Genomic DNA, 16,911 nt, shown 5'->3' with positions numbered 1-16,911 from the left:
CGTCAGTTGCGCTGCAGCGGCTCTTCAGAGCCGTCAGCCTTGACCGCCAGAGACCGGCATGCGTCCGCGAACAGTGGCGCCAACGACTCGCGCCACTCGCGGAGGTCAACAGCCAAGGTCTGCCAAGTGATCGACCGATTGATCTCGTCGTACTGGTGAATGATGAAGTTCCGGTTCGCCACCGCGATCGCCCATTCCACGCCGGCGGGCGCCAGGACGCCCAGCTTCGACAAGCGGTTGGCGGCCTCGCCGAGCTTCATCATCAGCGAGTCGCCGGCCTCCTGCAGGAGCGCATCGGCCAGGTAGGCGTCCCGGCCACGCTCGACAATCTCGACGACCCGCTCGAACCACGCTTCGATGTGGGCGAGTTCCTTGGCGGCCTTGCGGTCCATCACAGCAGCACCGCCTCGCGACGGATGTCGTCGTCGAGACCGGACTTCAGACCGCCGTACTCGACCAGGTCGATCTCACGCCCCAGCACCTTCTCCAGGAGCTGCCGGAACCGGATGAAGTCGAACGAGGAGACTTTTGCAGGCGCCTCCACGATCAGGTCGATGTCAGAGTCCTCGCGGGCCTGCCGTCGGGCGACCGAACCGAAGACCGCCAACCGCGAATACCCGTGCTCCTCCGCGAGGGAACGAAGGATCGGTGCCCCCGCGTCGAGCAGGACCTCCGGGTGGACCTCGCCCAGATGGCGCGCGAACTTGAGCTGCTGGCTGACGGCCGGCTGAGTGATGCCGAGGGCCTCGGCGATCTGCCGTTGCGACATTCCCGTAGCGAGCGCGCGAAGCGCGAGGACGCGGCGCAGGCGGGCGACGTCCTCGTCACGTTGCGCTCCAAGGTACTCGCCCAGCAGTGTCATAAGGCAACCTTATCAAGCGACTGCGCTGACTCCGCCAGCCGAGTGCCAACCCGACCTCGGCGGTGCCGCGCCCGACGCGGCACCGTGGATCTACTGCTGCGTTGCAGGCTGTGCGCCCGGTGCACAGCCGGAGATTCAGGCGTGGTCACGGTGCCGGACAGTGTCCGGCACCGGAGAGTGCCACGCCGCGAACCGGCAGGGGCACGATGGCGGCAGAGGCACGGGTCCGAGAAGACACGCCTCCACCGTGCGCTCGCGCTCGGCTGCCTGTCAAGTGCCAACTCTCGGCACCCGCAGTACTCCAAGGCAACCCGAGGTGATCGGCAACAACCAGCAGGGGTCGAGTGCAGCACCATGGCGGACCGGACGGCGTGACGGGCCTGATCCCCCTAGCGCGAACTCCAGCGCGCACTCCAGGTGGGCGGTGAGATGTCATCGGATCCGAGCAACACTGCGACGCCACGGAGGGTGCCAGGCTCCGGCCTCATCCTTCTGCCCCATCGCGGGGCGCGAGGGCTTCAAGGATGTCGGCAGTCACCGGATTCACCTTCTCGCTAGGTTCGATGTAGTGCGCTTTGGTGATGTCCGAAGAGGTGTGACCGAGGAGTTCAGCCGCAAGGTCTGCGCCGCCGGCACGGTCGACAACAGTCGCGACGGTGCGTCGGAAGGAATGTGGGGTCACGCCCTCGATTCCGGCGTCGTCCATGACCGCACGGAGGCGCCGGCGGACATTGTTGGTCGTCAACGGTGTCCCGGTACGGCTGAAGAAGATCAGGTGCTCGGGCTCCTCGGGCGCGAGACCTTCCAGTCGTCTCCGCAGGACCGCGGCGGTGAACGACGGGACTGCGACGGTACGTGAGGACGTCTTGGTCTTGGGGTGCGGCTGCCGGTGTGTGGGCCCACCTGAGGGCGAGACGATCGTTCCGCTGATCCGGACCGTTGCGGGCGACACGGTGACGTCGACGTCGCACTTGCGGATCGCGAGCACCTCACCGATCCGAGCCGATGTGCCGAGCATGACCTCGATGATCTGCTCCAGCTGGCCATCGGGCGGGGGCCCCGCGAATCCCGGGCCGCGTCGCCAACTGCGTGCCGCAATGCGGATCTGTTCCACCTGGGCCAGGGTGAGTGCCATCGCCTGAGTGGGTGGCTTGCGCATCTGCGCGATGTCCCGCACTGGGTTCTTGGACAGTGCGTCGTAGCGGACCGCGAGCCCGAAGGCCAGACTCAGCACCGTTCTGGCCTGCTTCGCCATGCTGTGACTCTGTGCCGTGGCCAGCGTCTTGATGTAGCGATCCACCTTGCTCACCGTGATCTCGCGCAGGGTGTAATCCGCGAACGCGGGCAGAACCAGTTGACGCATGTTGCGCTCGTACAACGCGCGCGTGCTGGGAGCCAGTCTCGCTTCGGCGTCCAGGTCGCTGAGCCATACCTTTACCAGGCGCGTGAAGGAACTGTCGCCGCTCAGCTCGCCCGCGGATCGGTAGGTGGGCCGTTGGGCTACCGCCTTCTTGAGGTTGCGTACGGCCTCGGATCGGGATGCTCCCGTGGCCGACACCCGCCGGACCTTCCCGTCGTCGTCTCGATAGCGGGTGCGGGCACGGAACCCGCCGCCCGTTGTGGGGGCGAAGGAGATCTCCCCGAAGGTGCCGATCGGGGTCCGCGGCCTAGCCACGGCGGATCACGCCCCGCTTGACGTGATGCCCGGTTGCTGTTCGCGCTGGCTGGCCAGCCAGTCGTGGACGTCGCCGACGAAGAACCGCAACTGGCGGCCGACGCGGACCGCACAGGGCCCCTTGCCGGTCAGTCGCCAGTCGTACAGGGTCTTGATCGGGACGTGGAGGTACTCGGAGAGTTCCTCGAGGCTCATCAGGGGCTCCAGGCCGCCCGGAGTCGTAGTTGCTGTTTCTGGTGCACTGGTGGTCTTCATACCCATCAGGTGCGCAGACGAGTCCGAACCGATCGGCAGTCATCCGGATGGCTCGGATGCCGAGATCGCGATCTGTCCTTCCGCCCGTATTCGGACAGGGTTTGTGGACAGTTTCTGGACACTGGATCAAGTCTCAAATGCTTTCAGGCTCGGAATCCGTAGATTCCGAGCCTGAATTTTGTAGCGGGGGCAGGATTTGAACCTGCGACCTCTGGGTTATGAGCCCAGCGAGCTACCGAGCTGCTCCACCCCGCGTCGCTGAACCCAACGTTACGGCATCGCCCCATCCGCACCAAATCCGGGGGTGCACCCGCGAAAGAACGCACGATCCTCCGGGTCCCCCGGCCTCAGGCCCGGGGCACGGGTGCGGTCCAGCCGCGCTGCAGCGCGAGCAACCGCCACACGATCGTCACCGCTGCCGCGGGACCAACGATCACCTGCGCGGCCACGTCGAGCTCGGCGCCGGTGGACGCGACGGCCGCACCTGCCAGGGCCGGGATCGCGTAGAGCTCGCCCTTGCGGAAGATCACCGGGACCCGGCCGACGAGCAGGTCGCGGATGATGCCACCGCCCACGCCGGTGACCATGCCGAGGGCCGCGCCCGGCACCGGCCCCAGCCCGTACTCGTGGGCCTTCAACGCGCCCGCCACGCAGAACAGTCCCAGCCCGAAGGCGTCGAAGACGTTGATCACGCGCTCCAGGCGACCGACCGCCGGGTGCCAGTAGAAGGTGACCAGGCCCCCGAGGACGGGCACCAGCAGGTACCACCAGTCCTTCACCGCCGGCGGCGGCACCGCACCGATGACCACGTCGCGGATCACGCCGCCGCCCAGCCCGGTGGCCATCGCCAGCACGGTCACGCCGACGATGTCGAGCTGGTTGCGCACGGCGACCAGCCCACCGGAGATCGCGAAGACGAAGATCCCCACGAGGTCGAGGGTGAGGAGCACGCGGGCCTCCTGCTCGGACTACTGCTTCTTGTCGGTCGCGTTCTTGTCGGTCGCGGTCTTGTCCTCGGCCGCAGCCTTGTCGCGCTTGTCCGCGAGCTTGACCGCATCCTCGATGGCGGCCTGCGCCTCGTCGAGCTTCTTGGCCCAGTTCACGGTGTCGCCGTCCTTCTGGAAGCCCTCGGCCTCCTTGAAGGCCGCGTCCGCGGTGCGCAGTGCCTCGGCGATCTGCTGGTCCAGCGTGCCGGACGGTTCCGGGTCGCCGTCGCCCTGGCCCGGACCGGGCGGCGTGGAGTCGCCGTCGTCGATCGTCACGTCGAGGGCGTCGGCCAGTGCCTTGGCCAGGTTGGTGCCGATGCCGACCTTGTCGCCGTACTTGACGATGACGTACTGCAGGATCGGGAAGCTGCCCGCACCGGTGGTGCGCACGACGTAGATCGGCTCGATGTAGACGAGGCCGCCGGCCACCGGCAGGGTCAGCAGGTTGCCGTAACGCGGCGGGGTGTCCTGCTGCGCGTTGAGGTCGAGCAGGGTGTCGCGGACGGAGTCCTCCTGCTTCATCTCGTTGACCACCTGACCCGGGCCCTGCGCGTTCTGGTCGCTCATCTCGAGCAGCCGGAGCTTGCCGAAGCTCGACGTCGTCGCGTCCGAGTTCACCTGGAGGTACGACGCGAGGGAGCCCTTGCGGTAGGGCACGAACACCGACGTCAGCGACCAGTCGCTGTCGACGCTCTCGCCCTCACCAGTGGCGAAGAGCCGGTACGGCGGCTGGAACACTTGGCGCGCGGAGTTCGGGTCCTCGGGCACCTCCCACCGGTTGTTGCCGGAGTAGAAGTCGCCCGCGTTCGTCACGTGGTAGCGCGCGAGCTGGTAGCGCTGGACCTTGAACAGGTCCTCGGGGTAGCGGATGTGCTCGAGCAGGTCCTCGCTGATCTCCGACTTCGGCTGGACCGAGTCGGGGAAGACCTTCATCCACGTCTTGAGGATCGGGTCGCTCTCGTCCCACTCGTAGAGGGTCACCGTGCCGTCGTAGGCGTCGACCGTCGCCTTGACCGCCGAGCGCATGTAGTTGATCTCGTCGGTGGGGATCGTCTGGATGCCGAGCGTCTCCTGCTGGAGGGAGTCGTCGGTCATCGACTCGAACGAGTCGCGCTGCGCGTTCGGGTAGCGGTCCGTCGTGGTGTAGCCGTCGAGGATCCACACGATCTTGCCGTCGACGACCGAGGGATAGGGGTCGCTGTCGACCGTCAGCCACGGTGCGACCTTCTCGACCCGCTCGATGGGCTCGCGGTTGTAGAGGACCTTCGAGTTGTCGTTGACCCGACCCGAGAGCAGGAAGTTCGGCTCGCCGAACTTGATCGCGTACATCAGCTGGTTGAAGGTGCCGCCGATCGGCACACCACCCTTGCCGTCGTACGTCGTGCGCTCGTCCTGGCCCTGGCTGCCGACGTTGGCGAGACCCAGCTCGACGTTGTTGGCGTCCTTGCTCGACTTGCCGACGATGGAGTAGCTCGGGCTGAGTTCACCGAAGTAGATGCGCGTCTCGAACTTCTCCGCCGTGCTGAGGTCGGTGCGGCCGTTGGTGCCGCTGCCGATCCCCTCGGCCCACTTGATGCGGCCGTTCTGCTCGTCGTCCGCGATCTGGTTGGCGTACGCCGCGATCAGGCCCTCGCCGTGGGTGTAGACGGTGTGCAGGTTGGACCAGTTCTGGTCGCCCGTCGGGATGCCGGACTGGTCGAGCTCGCGCGCGCCGAGCACGAGCGGCACGTCCTTGCCGCCGATTGCGTATCGGTCGACGTCGAGCACCTTCGGCACGCTGTAGTAGGACCGCACCTGCTGCCGCTGCTGGAAGGTGTCGCGCACCTGCAGCGGGTCGACGACCGGCGCGTTCGCGAGCTGGCGCAGGACGGCCTGCGCCTGCGCTGCATCGGTGGCCGAGTCGCCCGAGTACGGCGCCGTCTCGACGTCGCTGAGGCCGTAGGCCTCCCGCGTGGCGTCGATGTTCTTCTGCAGGTACGGGTTCTCCTTGTCGGCCTCGGACGGGTCGACCTGGACGTTCTGCACGATGGCCGGCCAGATCATGCCGAGCAGGACCGCCGACAGGGCGAGCAGTGCGAGACCGACCGAGGGCAGCTGCCAGGTCCGGCGCCAGACGTTGAGGAAGAAGAGGACCGCGCAGATCAGCGCGACGCCGACGAGGATGTTGCGCGCGGGGAGCAGCGCGTTCTCGGCGGTGTAGTTCATGCCGGTGAAGAGCCGGTGGTCGTCGGCGACCAGGTCGTAGCGGTCGAGGTAGTAGTCGACCGACTTGGCCAGCACGAAGATGCCGAGCAGCACCGAGAGCTGGACCTGGGCTGCTCCGGAGAGGCGGTCGTGCGCCTGCTGGAGCCGGATGCCGCCGTACAGGTAGTGGACGACGGCGGTGCCGATCAGGGCCACCACGGTGGCAGCCATCACGAAGTCGACCACGAAGTTCCACCACGGCAGGCGGAAGACGTAGAAGCTGATGTCCTTGCCGAAGTAGGCGTCCTGCTTGCCGAAGCTCTGGGCGTTGAGCCAGAGCTGGAAGGTGCGCCACTGGCCGACGGCCGACGTACCAGCGAAGATGCCGACGACGACCGCGACGCCGGCGAGCAGCCAGCCGCGGATCGGGGTGACCGCGTCGCGGTAGCGCTCGACGCTCGCGTCGCCGGGGGCCATGCGGAACAGCGGGCGGAAGCGGAAGGCGAGGTGCATGTTGACCGCGACCGCGCCGGCCATCAGCGCGCCGAAGGCGACGAACAGCCCGATCCGGGTCCACAGCATGGTGGTGAACACCTCGCCGTAGCCGACCTCCTTGTACCAGAGCCGGTCGGTGTAGATCGACGCGAACGCGGTCAGCAGGAAGAAGCCGACGACGAGGACGACGCCGGTGATGACGAGCGCGCGGGCGCGCCGTCCGGGACGCTCGGGGGCGGGACGCTCGGCGTCCTCGTCGAACAGGTCACTCATCGTTGTCCTCCGCGTCGTCCAGCGTGCCACGCAACAGCTCGATCAGGCCGGGTACGAGGTCCGGCCCGCCCATCACGGCCATGTCCTCGTCCTGGCTGCGCATGCGCAGGGCGCAGTACGCCGCACCGTGCCGCGTGACGCCGGCGACGATGCGTACCTCCTCGGCGTCCGGGTGCTCCCGGGCGAACTCCAGTGCCGCGGCGGGATCCTCGGGGACCTGGCCGTCGGCCGCCGGCGGCAGCACGAGGCGCTCGACCACGGCGGCGCACCCGGCGACCTCGACGGGCCACACGATGTCGGGCAGCACCTCCTCGAGCTGCCGCCCGTGGGGCAGCTCCTCCTGCTCGACCGGGGTCAGCGAGCCGCGCTCGATCGGCTGGTCGAGGCCCAGCTGCGCGGCCAGCGCCGGCTCCTGGGCGACCAGCTCAGCGGTGTCGACGAGCGCATAGAGGCGGGCCGGCTGGTCCCAGCCTGCCCGGGAGTGGTGCCCCTCCAGCTCCAGCACGGCGGCCGCCAGGGCCGGGTCGACGTCCAGCTCGTAGTCCATGGGGCTCGTTTCGTGCTCGGTGCAGCAGGTGCAGGTGGTCAGCAGGTCGGAAGCTTGGCGTCGTGGTCGCCGGCCCACTTCTCGAGGGCCTGCCGCGCCTCGTGCATGGTGGTGGCCTTGACCAGGCGCAGGTCCGGGTCGAGCCCGGCGACGTCGGCGCAGTTGTCCTTGGGCACGAAGAAGAGCTCCGCGCCGGCCTTCTCGGCCCCCGCGATCTTCTGCGCGATGCCGCCGATCGGGCCGACCCGGCCGTCGGGGGCGAGCTCGCCGGTGCCGGCGACGGTCGCGCCGCCCGTCAGCGAGCCCGGGGTCAGGGTGTCGTAGATCGCCAACGAGAACATCAGCCCGGCGCTCGGTCCGCCGACCGACGGGTCCACGTGGAGCTGGATGTCGAAGGGGAACTCGTAGCCCAGGCCCGGCGTGATGCCGATCAGCGGCACCTTCTTGCCGTCGACCTCGCCCATCTTCGGCTTGATCCGGACCGTGAGCTCGTCGTCGCCGCGCTGGATGCGCAGCTCCACGAGGCTGAGGTCCTTGTGCTTCTGGACGGCCCTGACGAGCTGCTCGGCGTCGGTGACCGGCTCGCCGTCGACCTCCTTGAGGATGTCGCGCACCAGCAGCTTGTCGACCGAGGCGCCTTCGGGGCGCACGTAGGCGACCTGGAGGGCGGTCGGGACCTCGATGCCCATCTCCTGCAGGGCGACGGCCTTGGCCGTGTCCTGCGACGTGGTCATCTGGACCGCGCCCTCGGCCTCCTCGTCCTCCGCCGACTGCTTCGGCGGGTGCACGACGTCGTAGGGCACGACGGCCTTGTCGGGGTCGAGCCAGCGGGCGAGCGCGTCGCCGAGGGTGAGCTTGTCGCCGTTGGACGAGGCGATCACGGTGGTGAACCGGAGCTCGCCCTTGTCGTAGTAGGCCTTGTGCCCGTCGACCTGGATGATCTCGGCCCGGTTGGCGTCCGTGGCGAGCATGTCGAAGGTCGGGCCGGGGCTGTAGGAGGCGTACGGCAGCGGCACCGCCAGGGCGACACCCCCGAGGATCAGCGCCAGGGGTCCCGCGATGCACACGGCGATCAGGCGCTGGCTCATGGCGCCTACCTTCTCAGACGGCGCCAACGTCGCGGCGCCAGAGGGGGTCAGGACGCGCGGCGGTCGCGCGCGGAGGTCTCGGAGGCGGGCTCCTTCACGACCACCGACTCCTCGACAACTGACTCCTCGACCACCGGTTCCTCCACGGCAGCAGGCACCACGACCGGGCGTGCCTTCGACGGCCGGAGCGCGATGCCGGTGGACCGGTCCCGCTCACGCGGTGGGACGGCGTACCCGGGCCGGGTGCGCTGCTCGCGGGAGAGCGCCTCGCCGAGGCGTCGGGCCGCGGTCTCGCGGTCGACCTGGCCCCGGCCCTCACGGCCCCACCAGCCGACCCACAGCATCGCGACCGCAGTCGCGATGCCGGCGGGCAACAGCCAGAAGAGGACCTCCACCCGAAAAGCCTAGGTCGCCGGACCCAGCGGATCCGACAGGACACGCGGGTCAGGGACTCCCGACCCACTCGTCACTGCCGTCGACGAAGCGCTGGTGCTTCCAGATCGGTACCTCGGCCTTGAGGGTGTCGATCAGTGCCCGGCTGGCCTCGAAGGACGAGCCGCGGTGCCCCGCGGTGGTGGCGACGACGACGGCGAGGTCGCCGATCTCCAGGTCGCCGACCCGGTGCACGGCGGCGACCCCGGTGACGTCGTACTCCCCTGCCACGCGGTCGCACACCTCCTGCAACCGGCCGAGCGCGCTGGGATGGGCGGAGTACGACAGGCCGGTCACCCCCTGGCCGTGGTCGTGGTCGCGGACCCGGCCGACGAAGAGCACGAGGCCGCCTGCGGTGCCGTCCTCGAGGCTGTCGAGCACGTCGGCGACCGACAGCGGCTCCTCGGAGATCGCGACCAGGCGTACGGCGGGGTGGGGCATGGGGTCAGCCTAAGGGTCCGTTCAGGGGTCTCCCCCACACCCCCGGTTGGCGATCAGGCGTAAATTCGTGGTCATGAGCAACGATCCGGGCAACCCGGGCGACGACCAGCCGAACCCGTTCAAGGGCACGCCCTTCGAGCAGCTCTTCGGAGCACTCGGTGGCGGGGTGCCGGGCGGCGCCAGCCCGTTCGGACCGGGCGGCCAGATGGCGTTCTTCCAGCAGCTCCAGTCGCTGATGCAGCCCTACGACGGCCCGCTCAACTGGAACGCGGCAGGCGACATCGCCCGCAAGCAGGTCGCCCAGGAGCAGGACCCCTCGCCGACCGGCCGCGACCACGACCGGGTCGCCGACTCGGTCCGGCTCGCCGACCACTGGCTCGACGCGACGACCGGCTTCCCGTCGGGCGTCAGCACCACCGCCGCCTGGTCGCGCGCGGAGTGGCTCGTCGAGACCCAGCCGGTGTGGAAGGTCCTCGTCGAGCCCGTCGCCGCGCGCTCGGTGACCAGCCTGTCGAGCGGACTCCCCGAGGAGATGAAGGCCGCCGCCGGCCCGCTGGTCGGCATCATCGGCCAGGCCGTCGGCGGGATGCTGGCGATGCAGATCGGCCAGGGCCTCGGTGCCCTGGCCGGCGACGTGCTCACCGCCTCCGACATCGGTCTGCCCCTCGGCGCCGCCGGCAAGGCCGCCCTGGTGATGAGCAACGTGCGCGCGTTCGCCGAGGGTCTCGACGTCACCGAGGACGACGTCGTCCTCTACCTCGCCCTGCGCGAGGCCGCCCACCAGCGGCTGTTCGCCCACGTGCCGTGGCTGCGCGAGCACCTGATCGGCGCGGTGACCGACTACGCCCGTGGCCTCGAGATCAACGCCCAGCAGATCCAGGACCAGGTCCAGGAGCAGCTGCGCGGCATCGACCCGACCAACCTCGAGTCGATGCAGGGCCTGCTCGAGGGCGGCATGTTCGAGCCGCCGCAGACCGAGGCGCAGACCGCCGCCCTGTCGCGGCTCGAGATCGCGCTCGCGCTCGTCGAGGGCTGGGTCGACGAGGTCGTCGGCCAGGCCACCGAGGAGCGGATGCCCGCCGCCGCCAAGCTCCGCGAGGCCGTACGACGCCGCCGCGCCGCCGGCGGTCCGGCCGAGCAGACCTTCGCCGCTCTCGTCGGCCTCGAGCTGCGCCCGCGCCGGCTCCGCGACGCCTCCACCCTGTGGGGTGGCCTGCGCGCCCGCTCCGGCGCCGAGGCGCGCGACGGCGTGTGGATGCACCCCGACCTGCTGCCGACCGCGGCCGACCTCGACGACCCGCTGTCCTTCCGTGCCGAGGCCACGACGCCCGAGGAGCTGAGCGAGGACGAGTTCGACGCCGAGCTGCGCCGGCTGCTCGACGGCCCGGCGGCCTCCGCTGACGACACCGACGAGCCCGACGAGCCCGACGCCGAGTGAGCGGCCTGCACACGGACGCCCTGCGCGTCCTGGCCGACTGGCGCGCGCCCGACGCCGCGGAGGAGGCGCTCCGGGTGCGCTACGTCCGGCACCTGGAGTCCACGCCGGACGGGATGTGGCGGGCGTCGTACCCGGACCACGTCACGGCGGGCACCCTCGTCATCGACGCGACCGGCGACAACGTGCTACTCAACCTGCACCGCAAGGCCGGGCGCTGGTTCCACTTCGGCGGCCACGCCGAGGAGGCTGACGCGACCCTCGCCGCCGTCGCGCTGCGCGAGGCGCACGAGGAGAGCGGGCTGACCGCGCTCGCCTTCCACCCGGAGCCGGTGCAGCTCGACCTCCACACGGTGCCCTTCTGCGGCGACCGGGGCGGCGTCAACCACCTCGATGTCCGCTACGTCGCCGCCGCACCGGCCGCGGCCGAGGCCGTCGTCAGCGACGAGTCCCTGGCCGTGCGCTGGTGGCCGGTCGACGCCCTGCCCGAGCTCGAGCCGGCCATGCACGCGCTGATCGCCCGGGCGCGGGAGATCCTCCTCTAGTCGAGGTCTAGTCGACCGCGTCACCGGCGGGGTAGACCTCGTGCGAGGGCGGCCGCGGCATCCGGGCCGCGTCCGACCAGCCGGCGAGGTAGCCCTTGGCCCGCTCGGTCGCCGGGTAGTGCGCCACCCAGCCCCAGAACTTCTCGTCGTGCTGCGGCTCGATCAGGTGGGCCAGCTCGTGCACGATCACGTAGTCGACGACCCACTCCGGCATCCGCTGCAGCCGCTCGGACAGCCGGATCGTGCGGTCGCGCGGCGTACACGAACCCCACCGCGAGCGCTGGTTGCCGACCCAGCGCACCGACTCCGGCACCGCCAGTCCGCCGAGGTAGGCGTCACTGAGCTCCTGCGCGCGAGCCATCAGGTCGGCGTCGTCCCACTTGCGGGGGGCGGCGCGCATCTCCTTGCGCTCGATGCGGGCGACCATCTTGGACACCCACGCCCGCTCCTCGTCACCGGTGAGGTTGTCGGGGACGAGCACGATGATCTTGGCGCCGTCGCGGTAGGCGGAGACCGTACGACGGCGCTTGTCGGACCGTCGTACCTCGACCCGCGGCCTGCTCCGCGCTCCCATGGGCCGACCCTAGCCGTCATCGTGTCGGTGGTGGCGTAGCGAGCGACACGAGCGTGCCCCTCTCGTGGCGCGCAGCAGCCAGCACCGGCAGGAATGACGGCTCAGGGCGTGGCCCAGTCGAGGAGGCGCTCAACAGGCCACGTGTTGACGATCCGGTCCGGGTCGATGCCGGCGGTCTCGGCGCGCTCGCAGCCGAGCAGGGGGTAGTCCAGCTGGCCCGGCGCGTGCGCGTCGCTGTCGATCGAGAACACGCAGCCGATGTCGCGCGCCAGGTCGAGCAGCTTCGTCGGTGGGTCGCGGCGCTCGGGCCGCGAGTTGATCTCGACCGCCACACCCTCCTCGGCGCACGCCTCGAACACCGCTCGCGCGTCGAAGCGCGACTGCGCCCGTGTGCCCCGGTTGCCGGTCACCAGACGCCCGGTGCAGTGGCCGAGCACGTTGGTGTACGGGTTCCGCACGGCGGCGACCATCCGCTTCGTCATCTGCTCGGGGTCCATCGCCAGCTTCGAGTGCACGCTCGCGACCCGTGCGTCGAGCCGCTCGAGCATCCGGTCGGTCTGGTCCAGCCGGCCGTCGTCGAGGATGTCGACCTCGATGCCCTTGAGCAGCCGGAACCCGTCGCCGAGGTGCTCGTTGACGGCGTCGATCACGTCGAGCTGGCGGGTCAGCCGCTCCGCGGACAGGCCGCGGGCGACCTTGAGCCGCGGCGAATGGTCGGTGAGCAGCAGGTAGTCGTGGCCCAACTCCATCGCCGTCATCGCCATCTCCTCGATGGGCGAGCCGCCGTCGGACCAGTCCGAGTGCGAGTGCAGGTCGCCGCGCAGCCGGGCGCGCAGTGCGGTGCCGGCGCCGCCGGCGGTCTGCGGGCCGCCGTACTGCTCCTCGGCCTCGGCGAGCTTCTCGGGCAGCTGCCCCTCGACCGCCTGGCTGATCACCCGCGCCGTGCTCGCGCCGACACCGGACAGCTGGGTCAGCGTGCCGGCGCGCGCCCGCTCGGCGACCTCGTCGGACGACAGCGGCAGGATCGCGGCGGCGGCGCCACGGTAGGCCTTGACCTTGTAGCTGTCGGCGCGGCCGCGCTCCAGCAGGAACGCGATCCGGCGCAGCGCGGCGACCGGCGTCCCGTCGTAGCCCTGCTCCTCCATGTGACCCCGATCACCCTTCGATTGCCGCTCGACTATTTGTTGTCCACAGGCGGTGGAAGAACCTGTGGGCAGTGTTTCCGCAGGTCATCCGACCGTACGACGCCAGAAAAGCCCGCTCTCACCGCGGATCGTCCACACCGAACTCACCGATCCTCCCCCACCATCCACCGCTGACGCCGTTCATCCACAGCTGTGTCCACAGCGTCGTCCACAGGCTCCCCCGGCGCTGGATTGACCGGAGTCGCCACGCCTCCCTAGCGTCTGCTTCGACGAGGCCCCCGGGCCGCAGTCCCTCGCTCGCAAGGGGAAGGCAAGCGAGGGGTCCTGCGAACCGGGGGCCTCGCCACGTCTGCGGCTCCCGGTGCGCGCTCAGCGCCCACGGAAGACCGGCGGCCGCTTCTCCTGCGCCGCACGGATGCCCTCGAGCAGGTCCTCGGTGGCCAGGGTGACCGGCTGGGCCAGGCCCTCCCACTCGAGCGCCGTCTCGATGCTCGCGTGCCCGCGCTGCAGCGCCCGCTTGGTCAGCTTCGTCGCGATCGGCGCGGCTCCGGCGATGTCGGCGGCGACCGCCAGCGCCTGCGCGCGGAAGTCGGCAGGCTCCATCACCCGCGACACCAGGCCCAGCCCGAGCGCCTCCTCGGCGTCGACCAGACGTCCGGTCAGGAACAGGTCCCGTGCCGCCGCGGGGCCGACCGTGTCGGGCAGCAGGTAGGTGCCGGCCATGCCCGGGTGGATCCCCAGCTTCGTGAACGGCACGCCCATCCGGGCTCCGCGCGCGGCGTACCGGATGTCACAGGCCAGCGCCATGCACAGCCCCGCCCCGATCGCCGCGCCGTTGATGGCGGCGATCGTCGGGACCTCCAGGCGCCGGATCGACAGCCAGGCCCGGTAGAAAGGCAGCATCCGGTTGCGCAGGTCGTCGACCGTCGCGTCCGGCTCCGAGGCCAGCCACGACAGGTTGCCGCCCGAGCAGAAGGCCTTGCCCTCGCCCGTCACCACGACGGCCCGGACGGAGGGGTCCGCGGCCAGGTGGTCGACCGCCGCGACCCACGACGCGGTCATCTCGTCGCTCATCGCGTTGCGCAGGTCCGGCTGGTCCAGCACGAGCAGCGCGACCCCCTCCGAGGGCCGCTCGAGACGCAGATGGGTCAGTTCCGGCGGTCGAGGTGAATTCAGAGCCGTTTCAGACATGCGGGGCACGCTACTGCGCCTGCTGGGCGGCGTGGCGTAGGGTCGGGGCGGTTCTGGAGTCGGACTCCGGACCCCGACGGGCTTCCCCCAAAGACCCCCGTCGCGACGACCAACGATGAAACATGGCAAGGAGGCCGTCATGGCGGAGACCTGGAGCGGCGAGTTCTACTGCGTGAAGTGCAAGGCCAAGCGTGAGGCCACGGGCGAGGTCAAGGTCAACGAGAAGGGCACCCGGATGGCCAAGGCCGTCTGCCCCGAGTGCGGCACGAACCTCAACCGCATCCTCGGCAAGGCCTGATTTCTCGGCCTTAGACCGATTCGTCGCGGGCGGTACCACCCACCGGTGGTGCCGCCCGCGGCACTTTTTCGCCGACGACCACGTCTGTGGATGAGCCGACCCGCTTGATCGCGCCCGGTGCCACGCTGCTGTCATGCCGTCCGCCCTCGGGAAGCGTCGCCTCACCCTTCGCCCCGGTACCCCTGTCCTGGCCCGCTCCCCCGGCGTGCTCCAGGTCGGCCTCGACGAGCCCGGCGTCCGGGTCCCGGACGAACCGGCCGTCCGCAGCCTGCTGAGCGCGTTGGGCGCCGGCCGTGGCGTCACGGAGCCGCTGGACGAGCTCGACCCGGAGTCCGCGGGGCTGCTCGAGCGGCTGCGCGCAGCAGGGCTCGTGGTCGTCGTACCGGACGGGGAGGGCGTGGCCGACCCCGCCGACGTGCTGCTGCGCGCCCAGTTCGGCCCCGACGCGGTACGACGCCGCGCGGCGCGCGCCCGCGCCGTGGTCGCCGTGCGGGCCGCTCCCGCGGCCGAGCCCGTGCTCGGCCCGCTCCTGGAGCGCGCCGGCCTGCGGCGTACGGCGGGCCCGGACGTGGAGGACGCCACCGTCCACCTCGTCGTCGGCAACGGCCCCGTCGACAGGGAGCGTCTCGACCCGCTGGTCCGGGCCTCGCTGCCCCACCTCGTGGTCAGCGGGGCGGCCGGCGGGCGCCGACTCGGCCCGTTCGTGGACCCGGGCCGCACGGCCTGCCTGCGCTGCGTGGACGCCCACGAGGCGCTCCACGACGCCCGTCGACCCCTCCTGGTCGCCCAGGCGGCCCGGGCGGCCGCCGAGACGCCGCCGCCGGTCGACCCGGTGCTCGACCTGCTCGTCCTCGCCTGGGCGGTGCGCGACCTGACCCGCTTCGTCGAGGGCGACCTGCCCAGCACGTGGTCCACGACGTACGACGTCGGCCCCGCACTCGGCCCGGACCGGGTTCGGTGGGGCCGGCACCCCGACTGCGGCTGCGCCTGGGACGACGCGGCCACGCTGTTCGGCTGACGCCGGGCTACCACCACTCGCTGTCGAGCTTGGCCTCCATCGACCGCAGGTGGGCCCGCGAGCACTCGTCGCAGTAGCGGCGAACCCGGCCACGCTCGAACGCCGTCGTCCACGTCACCGGCGGCTCCTCACCGTCGGCGCGGCGACCGCAGAAGTCACAGGACACGGGCATGGGCCCAGCGTAGGAGCCACGAGCGCCCGCCGGGCCTTCGTGGCTGGGTCGTGGCTGGGTCGTGGCTGGGTCGTGACCGAAAAGTTGCGAAGGGGCCGGACCCGACGGTGGTCGGTTCCGGCCCCTTCTTGTCACCCGCGATCAGGTGCTCCCAGAGGAGGTCCTCCAGGACGTTCTGTCTCGCTGTCAGGCAGGGTCCCGTGGCAGGGGGACCCGGTCTGGGTCAGAGAGCGCGAGCGAGGGCGAGACGAGCCTGCTGCGCAGCACGCTCGGCCTTGCGGCTCAAGCGGCGGGCGCGAGCCACGCGGGTGGCATCGCGCAGCTGCTGCGCCTCTCCCAGGCGCGCGGCCATCTGCGCGCGCGCCATGTCTTCGTTCAGCATGTTGTACATCGTGAATTCCTTTGGTCGTCTGGTCTGGTTGATCACTCGGTGATCGATGGGTGGAGCAGTCGTTTCCTAGGCCGCGGTCACGGTGGCGTCCTTGCGCGGCCGGCCCCGGGGCCGCTTGCGCGGGATCACCACGCCGGCCAGGAACAGCTCGCCACCCCACACGCCCCACGGCTCGCGCCGGTCGAGGGCGCCGGACAGGCACATCTCCTGCACCGGGCACGCCTGGCACAGCGCCTTGGCGGACTCGACGTCCGACGGGGACTCGGCGAACCACAGCTCCGCGTCGTTCAGCCGGCACGGCAGCAGCTCGTCCAGCGTCGGCTCGAGAACACTGGTCGTCATCTGCTTTCACCTCCTCTTCAATGACCTGATCGCGTTGGTCGGTTTCCTTGAGGGATCTGCGACTTCGCGGTTCTCAGGTCCTGAGAAACACAAAGGCCGCGGATCCCGGTCTTTCGGGTTCCGCGGCCTGGAGGCTGCCGAGCTGATGTTGGTCAGTTCGGATGACTCCAGGCTGGTGAACCCGGGACGTAGGCGGACGTGATGCCGCGGTGTCCCATGCCGGTGAGGGCGCGCTCCCGCTTGACGGGCGTCACGTCATTGGCCACAGCAGCCTCGCCAGCGGCGAAGGGTGCAAAGGCGGCAGACGCCGGGACGGCCGGACGCACGGCAATGCCCTGGACCTCGAGGGTCGCGAGAGCAGAGGTGGCGCAGTCGAGCGGGCTCAGCGAGATCTGCCAGACGTTGACGTCGGTCAGCGGGATCATCGTGATGTTCTCCATGGGGGCCACCTCCTCAGGTGCGTGAATGGCGCCAGCCTTGCCAGGGCTGTGATGCGCAGCGGTTGATTGCCTGACGACCGTAACGGCCGCGTATCAGGCGACGCAAATCATTTATTGCGGTT

The 16,911-nt window shown here is 70.3% G+C and carries 21 protein-coding genes and 1 tRNA gene; 4 read left to right on the top strand and 18 right to left on the bottom strand.

What is annotated here, in order from left to right; genetic code table 11:
- Positions 1-2 precede the first annotated feature (2 nt).
- The 11 genes from ASE20_RS09720 to ASE20_RS09670 all read right to left on the bottom strand — a co-directional run bounded on the left by ASE20_RS09720 (position 3) and on the right by ASE20_RS09670 (position 9,238).
- Positions 3-392 (bottom strand): DUF86 domain-containing protein, encoded by a 390-nt coding sequence (locus ASE20_RS09720; protein WP_056894344.1) that lies wholly within the window; start codon positions 390-392, stop codon positions 3-5.
- The gene (locus tag ASE20_RS09715; RefSeq protein ID WP_056894343.1) at positions 392-862 is read right to left on the bottom strand and encodes a nucleotidyltransferase domain-containing protein; all 471 of its coding nucleotides are present in this window, start codon (positions 860-862) and stop codon (positions 392-394) included. Before ASE20_RS09715 ends, ASE20_RS09720 begins: the two co-directional genes overlap by 1 nt.
- Before the next feature lie 484 nt (positions 863-1,346).
- The gene (locus ASE20_RS09710) at positions 1,347-2,420 is read right to left on the bottom strand and encodes a tyrosine-type recombinase/integrase (RefSeq protein ID WP_200952756.1); all 1,074 of its coding nucleotides are present in this window, start codon (positions 2,418-2,420) and stop codon (positions 1,347-1,349) included.
- Positions 2,421-2,543: 123 nt separating this feature from the next.
- Positions 2,544-2,732 carry a helix-turn-helix domain-containing protein gene (locus ASE20_RS09705; protein WP_157538402.1) on the bottom strand — a complete coding sequence of 63 codons (189 nt, stop codon included), beginning with the start codon at positions 2,730-2,732 and terminating at the stop codon, positions 2,544-2,546.
- A 241-nt stretch (positions 2,733-2,973) separates the two neighbouring features.
- Positions 2,974-3,047, bottom strand: a tRNA-Met gene (locus ASE20_RS09700).
- Positions 3,048-3,139: 92 nt separating this feature from the next.
- Positions 3,140-3,742 (bottom strand): trimeric intracellular cation channel family protein, encoded by a 603-nt coding sequence (locus tag ASE20_RS09695; RefSeq protein ID WP_056894341.1) that lies wholly within the window; start codon positions 3,740-3,742, stop codon positions 3,140-3,142.
- 18 nt (positions 3,743-3,760) lie between these two features.
- Positions 3,761-6,730 (bottom strand): UPF0182 family protein, encoded by a 2,970-nt coding sequence (locus ASE20_RS09690; protein WP_157538403.1) that lies wholly within the window; start codon positions 6,728-6,730, stop codon positions 3,761-3,763.
- The gene (locus ASE20_RS09685) at positions 6,723-7,277 is read right to left on the bottom strand and encodes a PPA1309 family protein (protein ID WP_056894340.1); all 555 of its coding nucleotides are present in this window, start codon (positions 7,275-7,277) and stop codon (positions 6,723-6,725) included. The genes ASE20_RS09690 and ASE20_RS09685 overlap by 8 nt, the downstream gene beginning before the upstream one ends.
- Positions 7,278-7,315: 38 nt before the next feature.
- Positions 7,316-8,365 (bottom strand): PDZ domain-containing protein, encoded by a 1,050-nt coding sequence (locus ASE20_RS09680; RefSeq protein WP_056894339.1) that lies wholly within the window; start codon positions 8,363-8,365, stop codon positions 7,316-7,318.
- 47 nt (positions 8,366-8,412) lie between these two features.
- Complete coding sequence (locus tag ASE20_RS09675; RefSeq protein WP_056894338.1) at positions 8,413-8,760, bottom strand: hypothetical protein; 348 nt, start codon at positions 8,758-8,760, stop codon at positions 8,413-8,415.
- Positions 8,761-8,809: 49 nt separating this feature from the next.
- Positions 8,810-9,238, bottom strand: a complete 429-nt coding sequence (locus ASE20_RS09670; protein ID WP_056894337.1) for a molybdenum cofactor biosynthesis protein MoaE — start codon at positions 9,236-9,238, stop codon at positions 8,810-8,812.
- A 73-nt stretch (positions 9,239-9,311) separates the two neighbouring features.
- On the opposite strand from ASE20_RS09670, the gene ASE20_RS09665 reads away from it, so the two are divergent.
- Together ASE20_RS09665 and ASE20_RS09660 are read left to right on the top strand one after the other, a co-directional pair.
- Positions 9,312-10,676 carry a zinc-dependent metalloprotease gene (locus tag ASE20_RS09665; RefSeq protein ID WP_056894423.1) on the top strand — a complete coding sequence of 455 codons (1,365 nt, stop codon included), beginning with the start codon at positions 9,312-9,314 and terminating at the stop codon, positions 10,674-10,676.
- On the top strand, positions 10,673-11,218 hold the full coding sequence (locus tag ASE20_RS09660) for an NUDIX hydrolase (RefSeq protein WP_056894336.1): 546 nt from the start codon (positions 10,673-10,675) through the stop codon (positions 11,216-11,218). Before ASE20_RS09665 ends, ASE20_RS09660 begins: the two co-directional genes overlap by 4 nt.
- A gap of 7 nt (positions 11,219-11,225) precedes the next feature.
- Here the strand turns inward: ASE20_RS09660 and ASE20_RS09655 are convergent, their stop codons facing one another.
- The 3 genes from ASE20_RS09655 to ASE20_RS09645 all read right to left on the bottom strand — a co-directional run bounded on the left by ASE20_RS09655 (position 11,226) and on the right by ASE20_RS09645 (position 14,128).
- The gene (locus tag ASE20_RS09655) at positions 11,226-11,792 is read right to left on the bottom strand and encodes a M48 family metallopeptidase (protein WP_056894335.1); all 567 of its coding nucleotides are present in this window, start codon (positions 11,790-11,792) and stop codon (positions 11,226-11,228) included.
- 101 nt (positions 11,793-11,893) lie between these two features.
- A complete protein-coding gene (locus tag ASE20_RS09650; RefSeq protein ID WP_056894334.1) occupies positions 11,894-12,937 on the bottom strand; it encodes a PHP domain-containing protein in 1,044 nt (347 codons plus the stop codon).
- A 369-nt stretch (positions 12,938-13,306) separates the two neighbouring features.
- Entirely contained in the window at positions 13,307-14,128 is an 822-nt protein-coding gene (locus ASE20_RS09645; RefSeq protein ID WP_056894333.1) for an enoyl-CoA hydratase/isomerase family protein, read from the bottom strand.
- 139 nt (positions 14,129-14,267) lie between these two features.
- Here ASE20_RS09645 and ASE20_RS25155 point away from each other — a divergent pair, with 139 nt between their 5' ends.
- Both ASE20_RS25155 and ASE20_RS09640 read left to right on the top strand, forming a co-directional pair.
- A complete protein-coding gene (locus tag ASE20_RS25155; RefSeq protein WP_164483670.1) occupies positions 14,268-14,426 on the top strand; it encodes a DUF5679 domain-containing protein in 159 nt (52 codons plus the stop codon).
- Positions 14,427-14,559: 133 nt separating this feature from the next.
- On the top strand, positions 14,560-15,444 hold the full coding sequence (locus tag ASE20_RS09640; RefSeq protein WP_056894332.1) for a hypothetical protein: 885 nt from the start codon (positions 14,560-14,562) through the stop codon (positions 15,442-15,444).
- 7 nt (positions 15,445-15,451) lie between these two features.
- Here ASE20_RS09640 and ASE20_RS25150 read toward each other — a convergent pair whose 3' ends face one another.
- From ASE20_RS25150 to ASE20_RS09630, 4 genes are all read right to left on the bottom strand, one after another.
- Positions 15,452-15,616 (bottom strand): hypothetical protein, encoded by a 165-nt coding sequence (locus tag ASE20_RS25150; RefSeq protein WP_164483669.1) that lies wholly within the window; start codon positions 15,614-15,616, stop codon positions 15,452-15,454.
- A 223-nt stretch (positions 15,617-15,839) separates the two neighbouring features.
- Positions 15,840-16,007, bottom strand: coding sequence for a hypothetical protein (locus ASE20_RS25145; RefSeq protein WP_164483668.1), 168 nt, complete (start codon positions 16,005-16,007; stop codon positions 15,840-15,842).
- Positions 16,008-16,073: 66 nt separating this feature from the next.
- The gene (locus tag ASE20_RS09635) at positions 16,074-16,349 is read right to left on the bottom strand and encodes a WhiB family transcriptional regulator (protein WP_056894331.1); all 276 of its coding nucleotides are present in this window, start codon (positions 16,347-16,349) and stop codon (positions 16,074-16,076) included.
- 152 nt (positions 16,350-16,501) lie between these two features.
- Positions 16,502-16,789 (bottom strand): hypothetical protein, encoded by a 288-nt coding sequence (locus ASE20_RS09630; RefSeq protein ID WP_056894330.1) that lies wholly within the window; start codon positions 16,787-16,789, stop codon positions 16,502-16,504.
- Positions 16,790-16,911 lie beyond the last annotated feature (122 nt).

The organism is Nocardioides sp. Root240, from assembly GCF_001428825.1.
In the GTDB taxonomy this organism is placed as follows: domain Bacteria; phylum Actinomycetota; class Actinomycetes; order Propionibacteriales; family Nocardioidaceae; genus Nocardioides.
The sequence above is the reverse complement of the archived record's forward strand: the minus strand, read 5'-3'. Positions and strand labels throughout refer to the sequence as shown.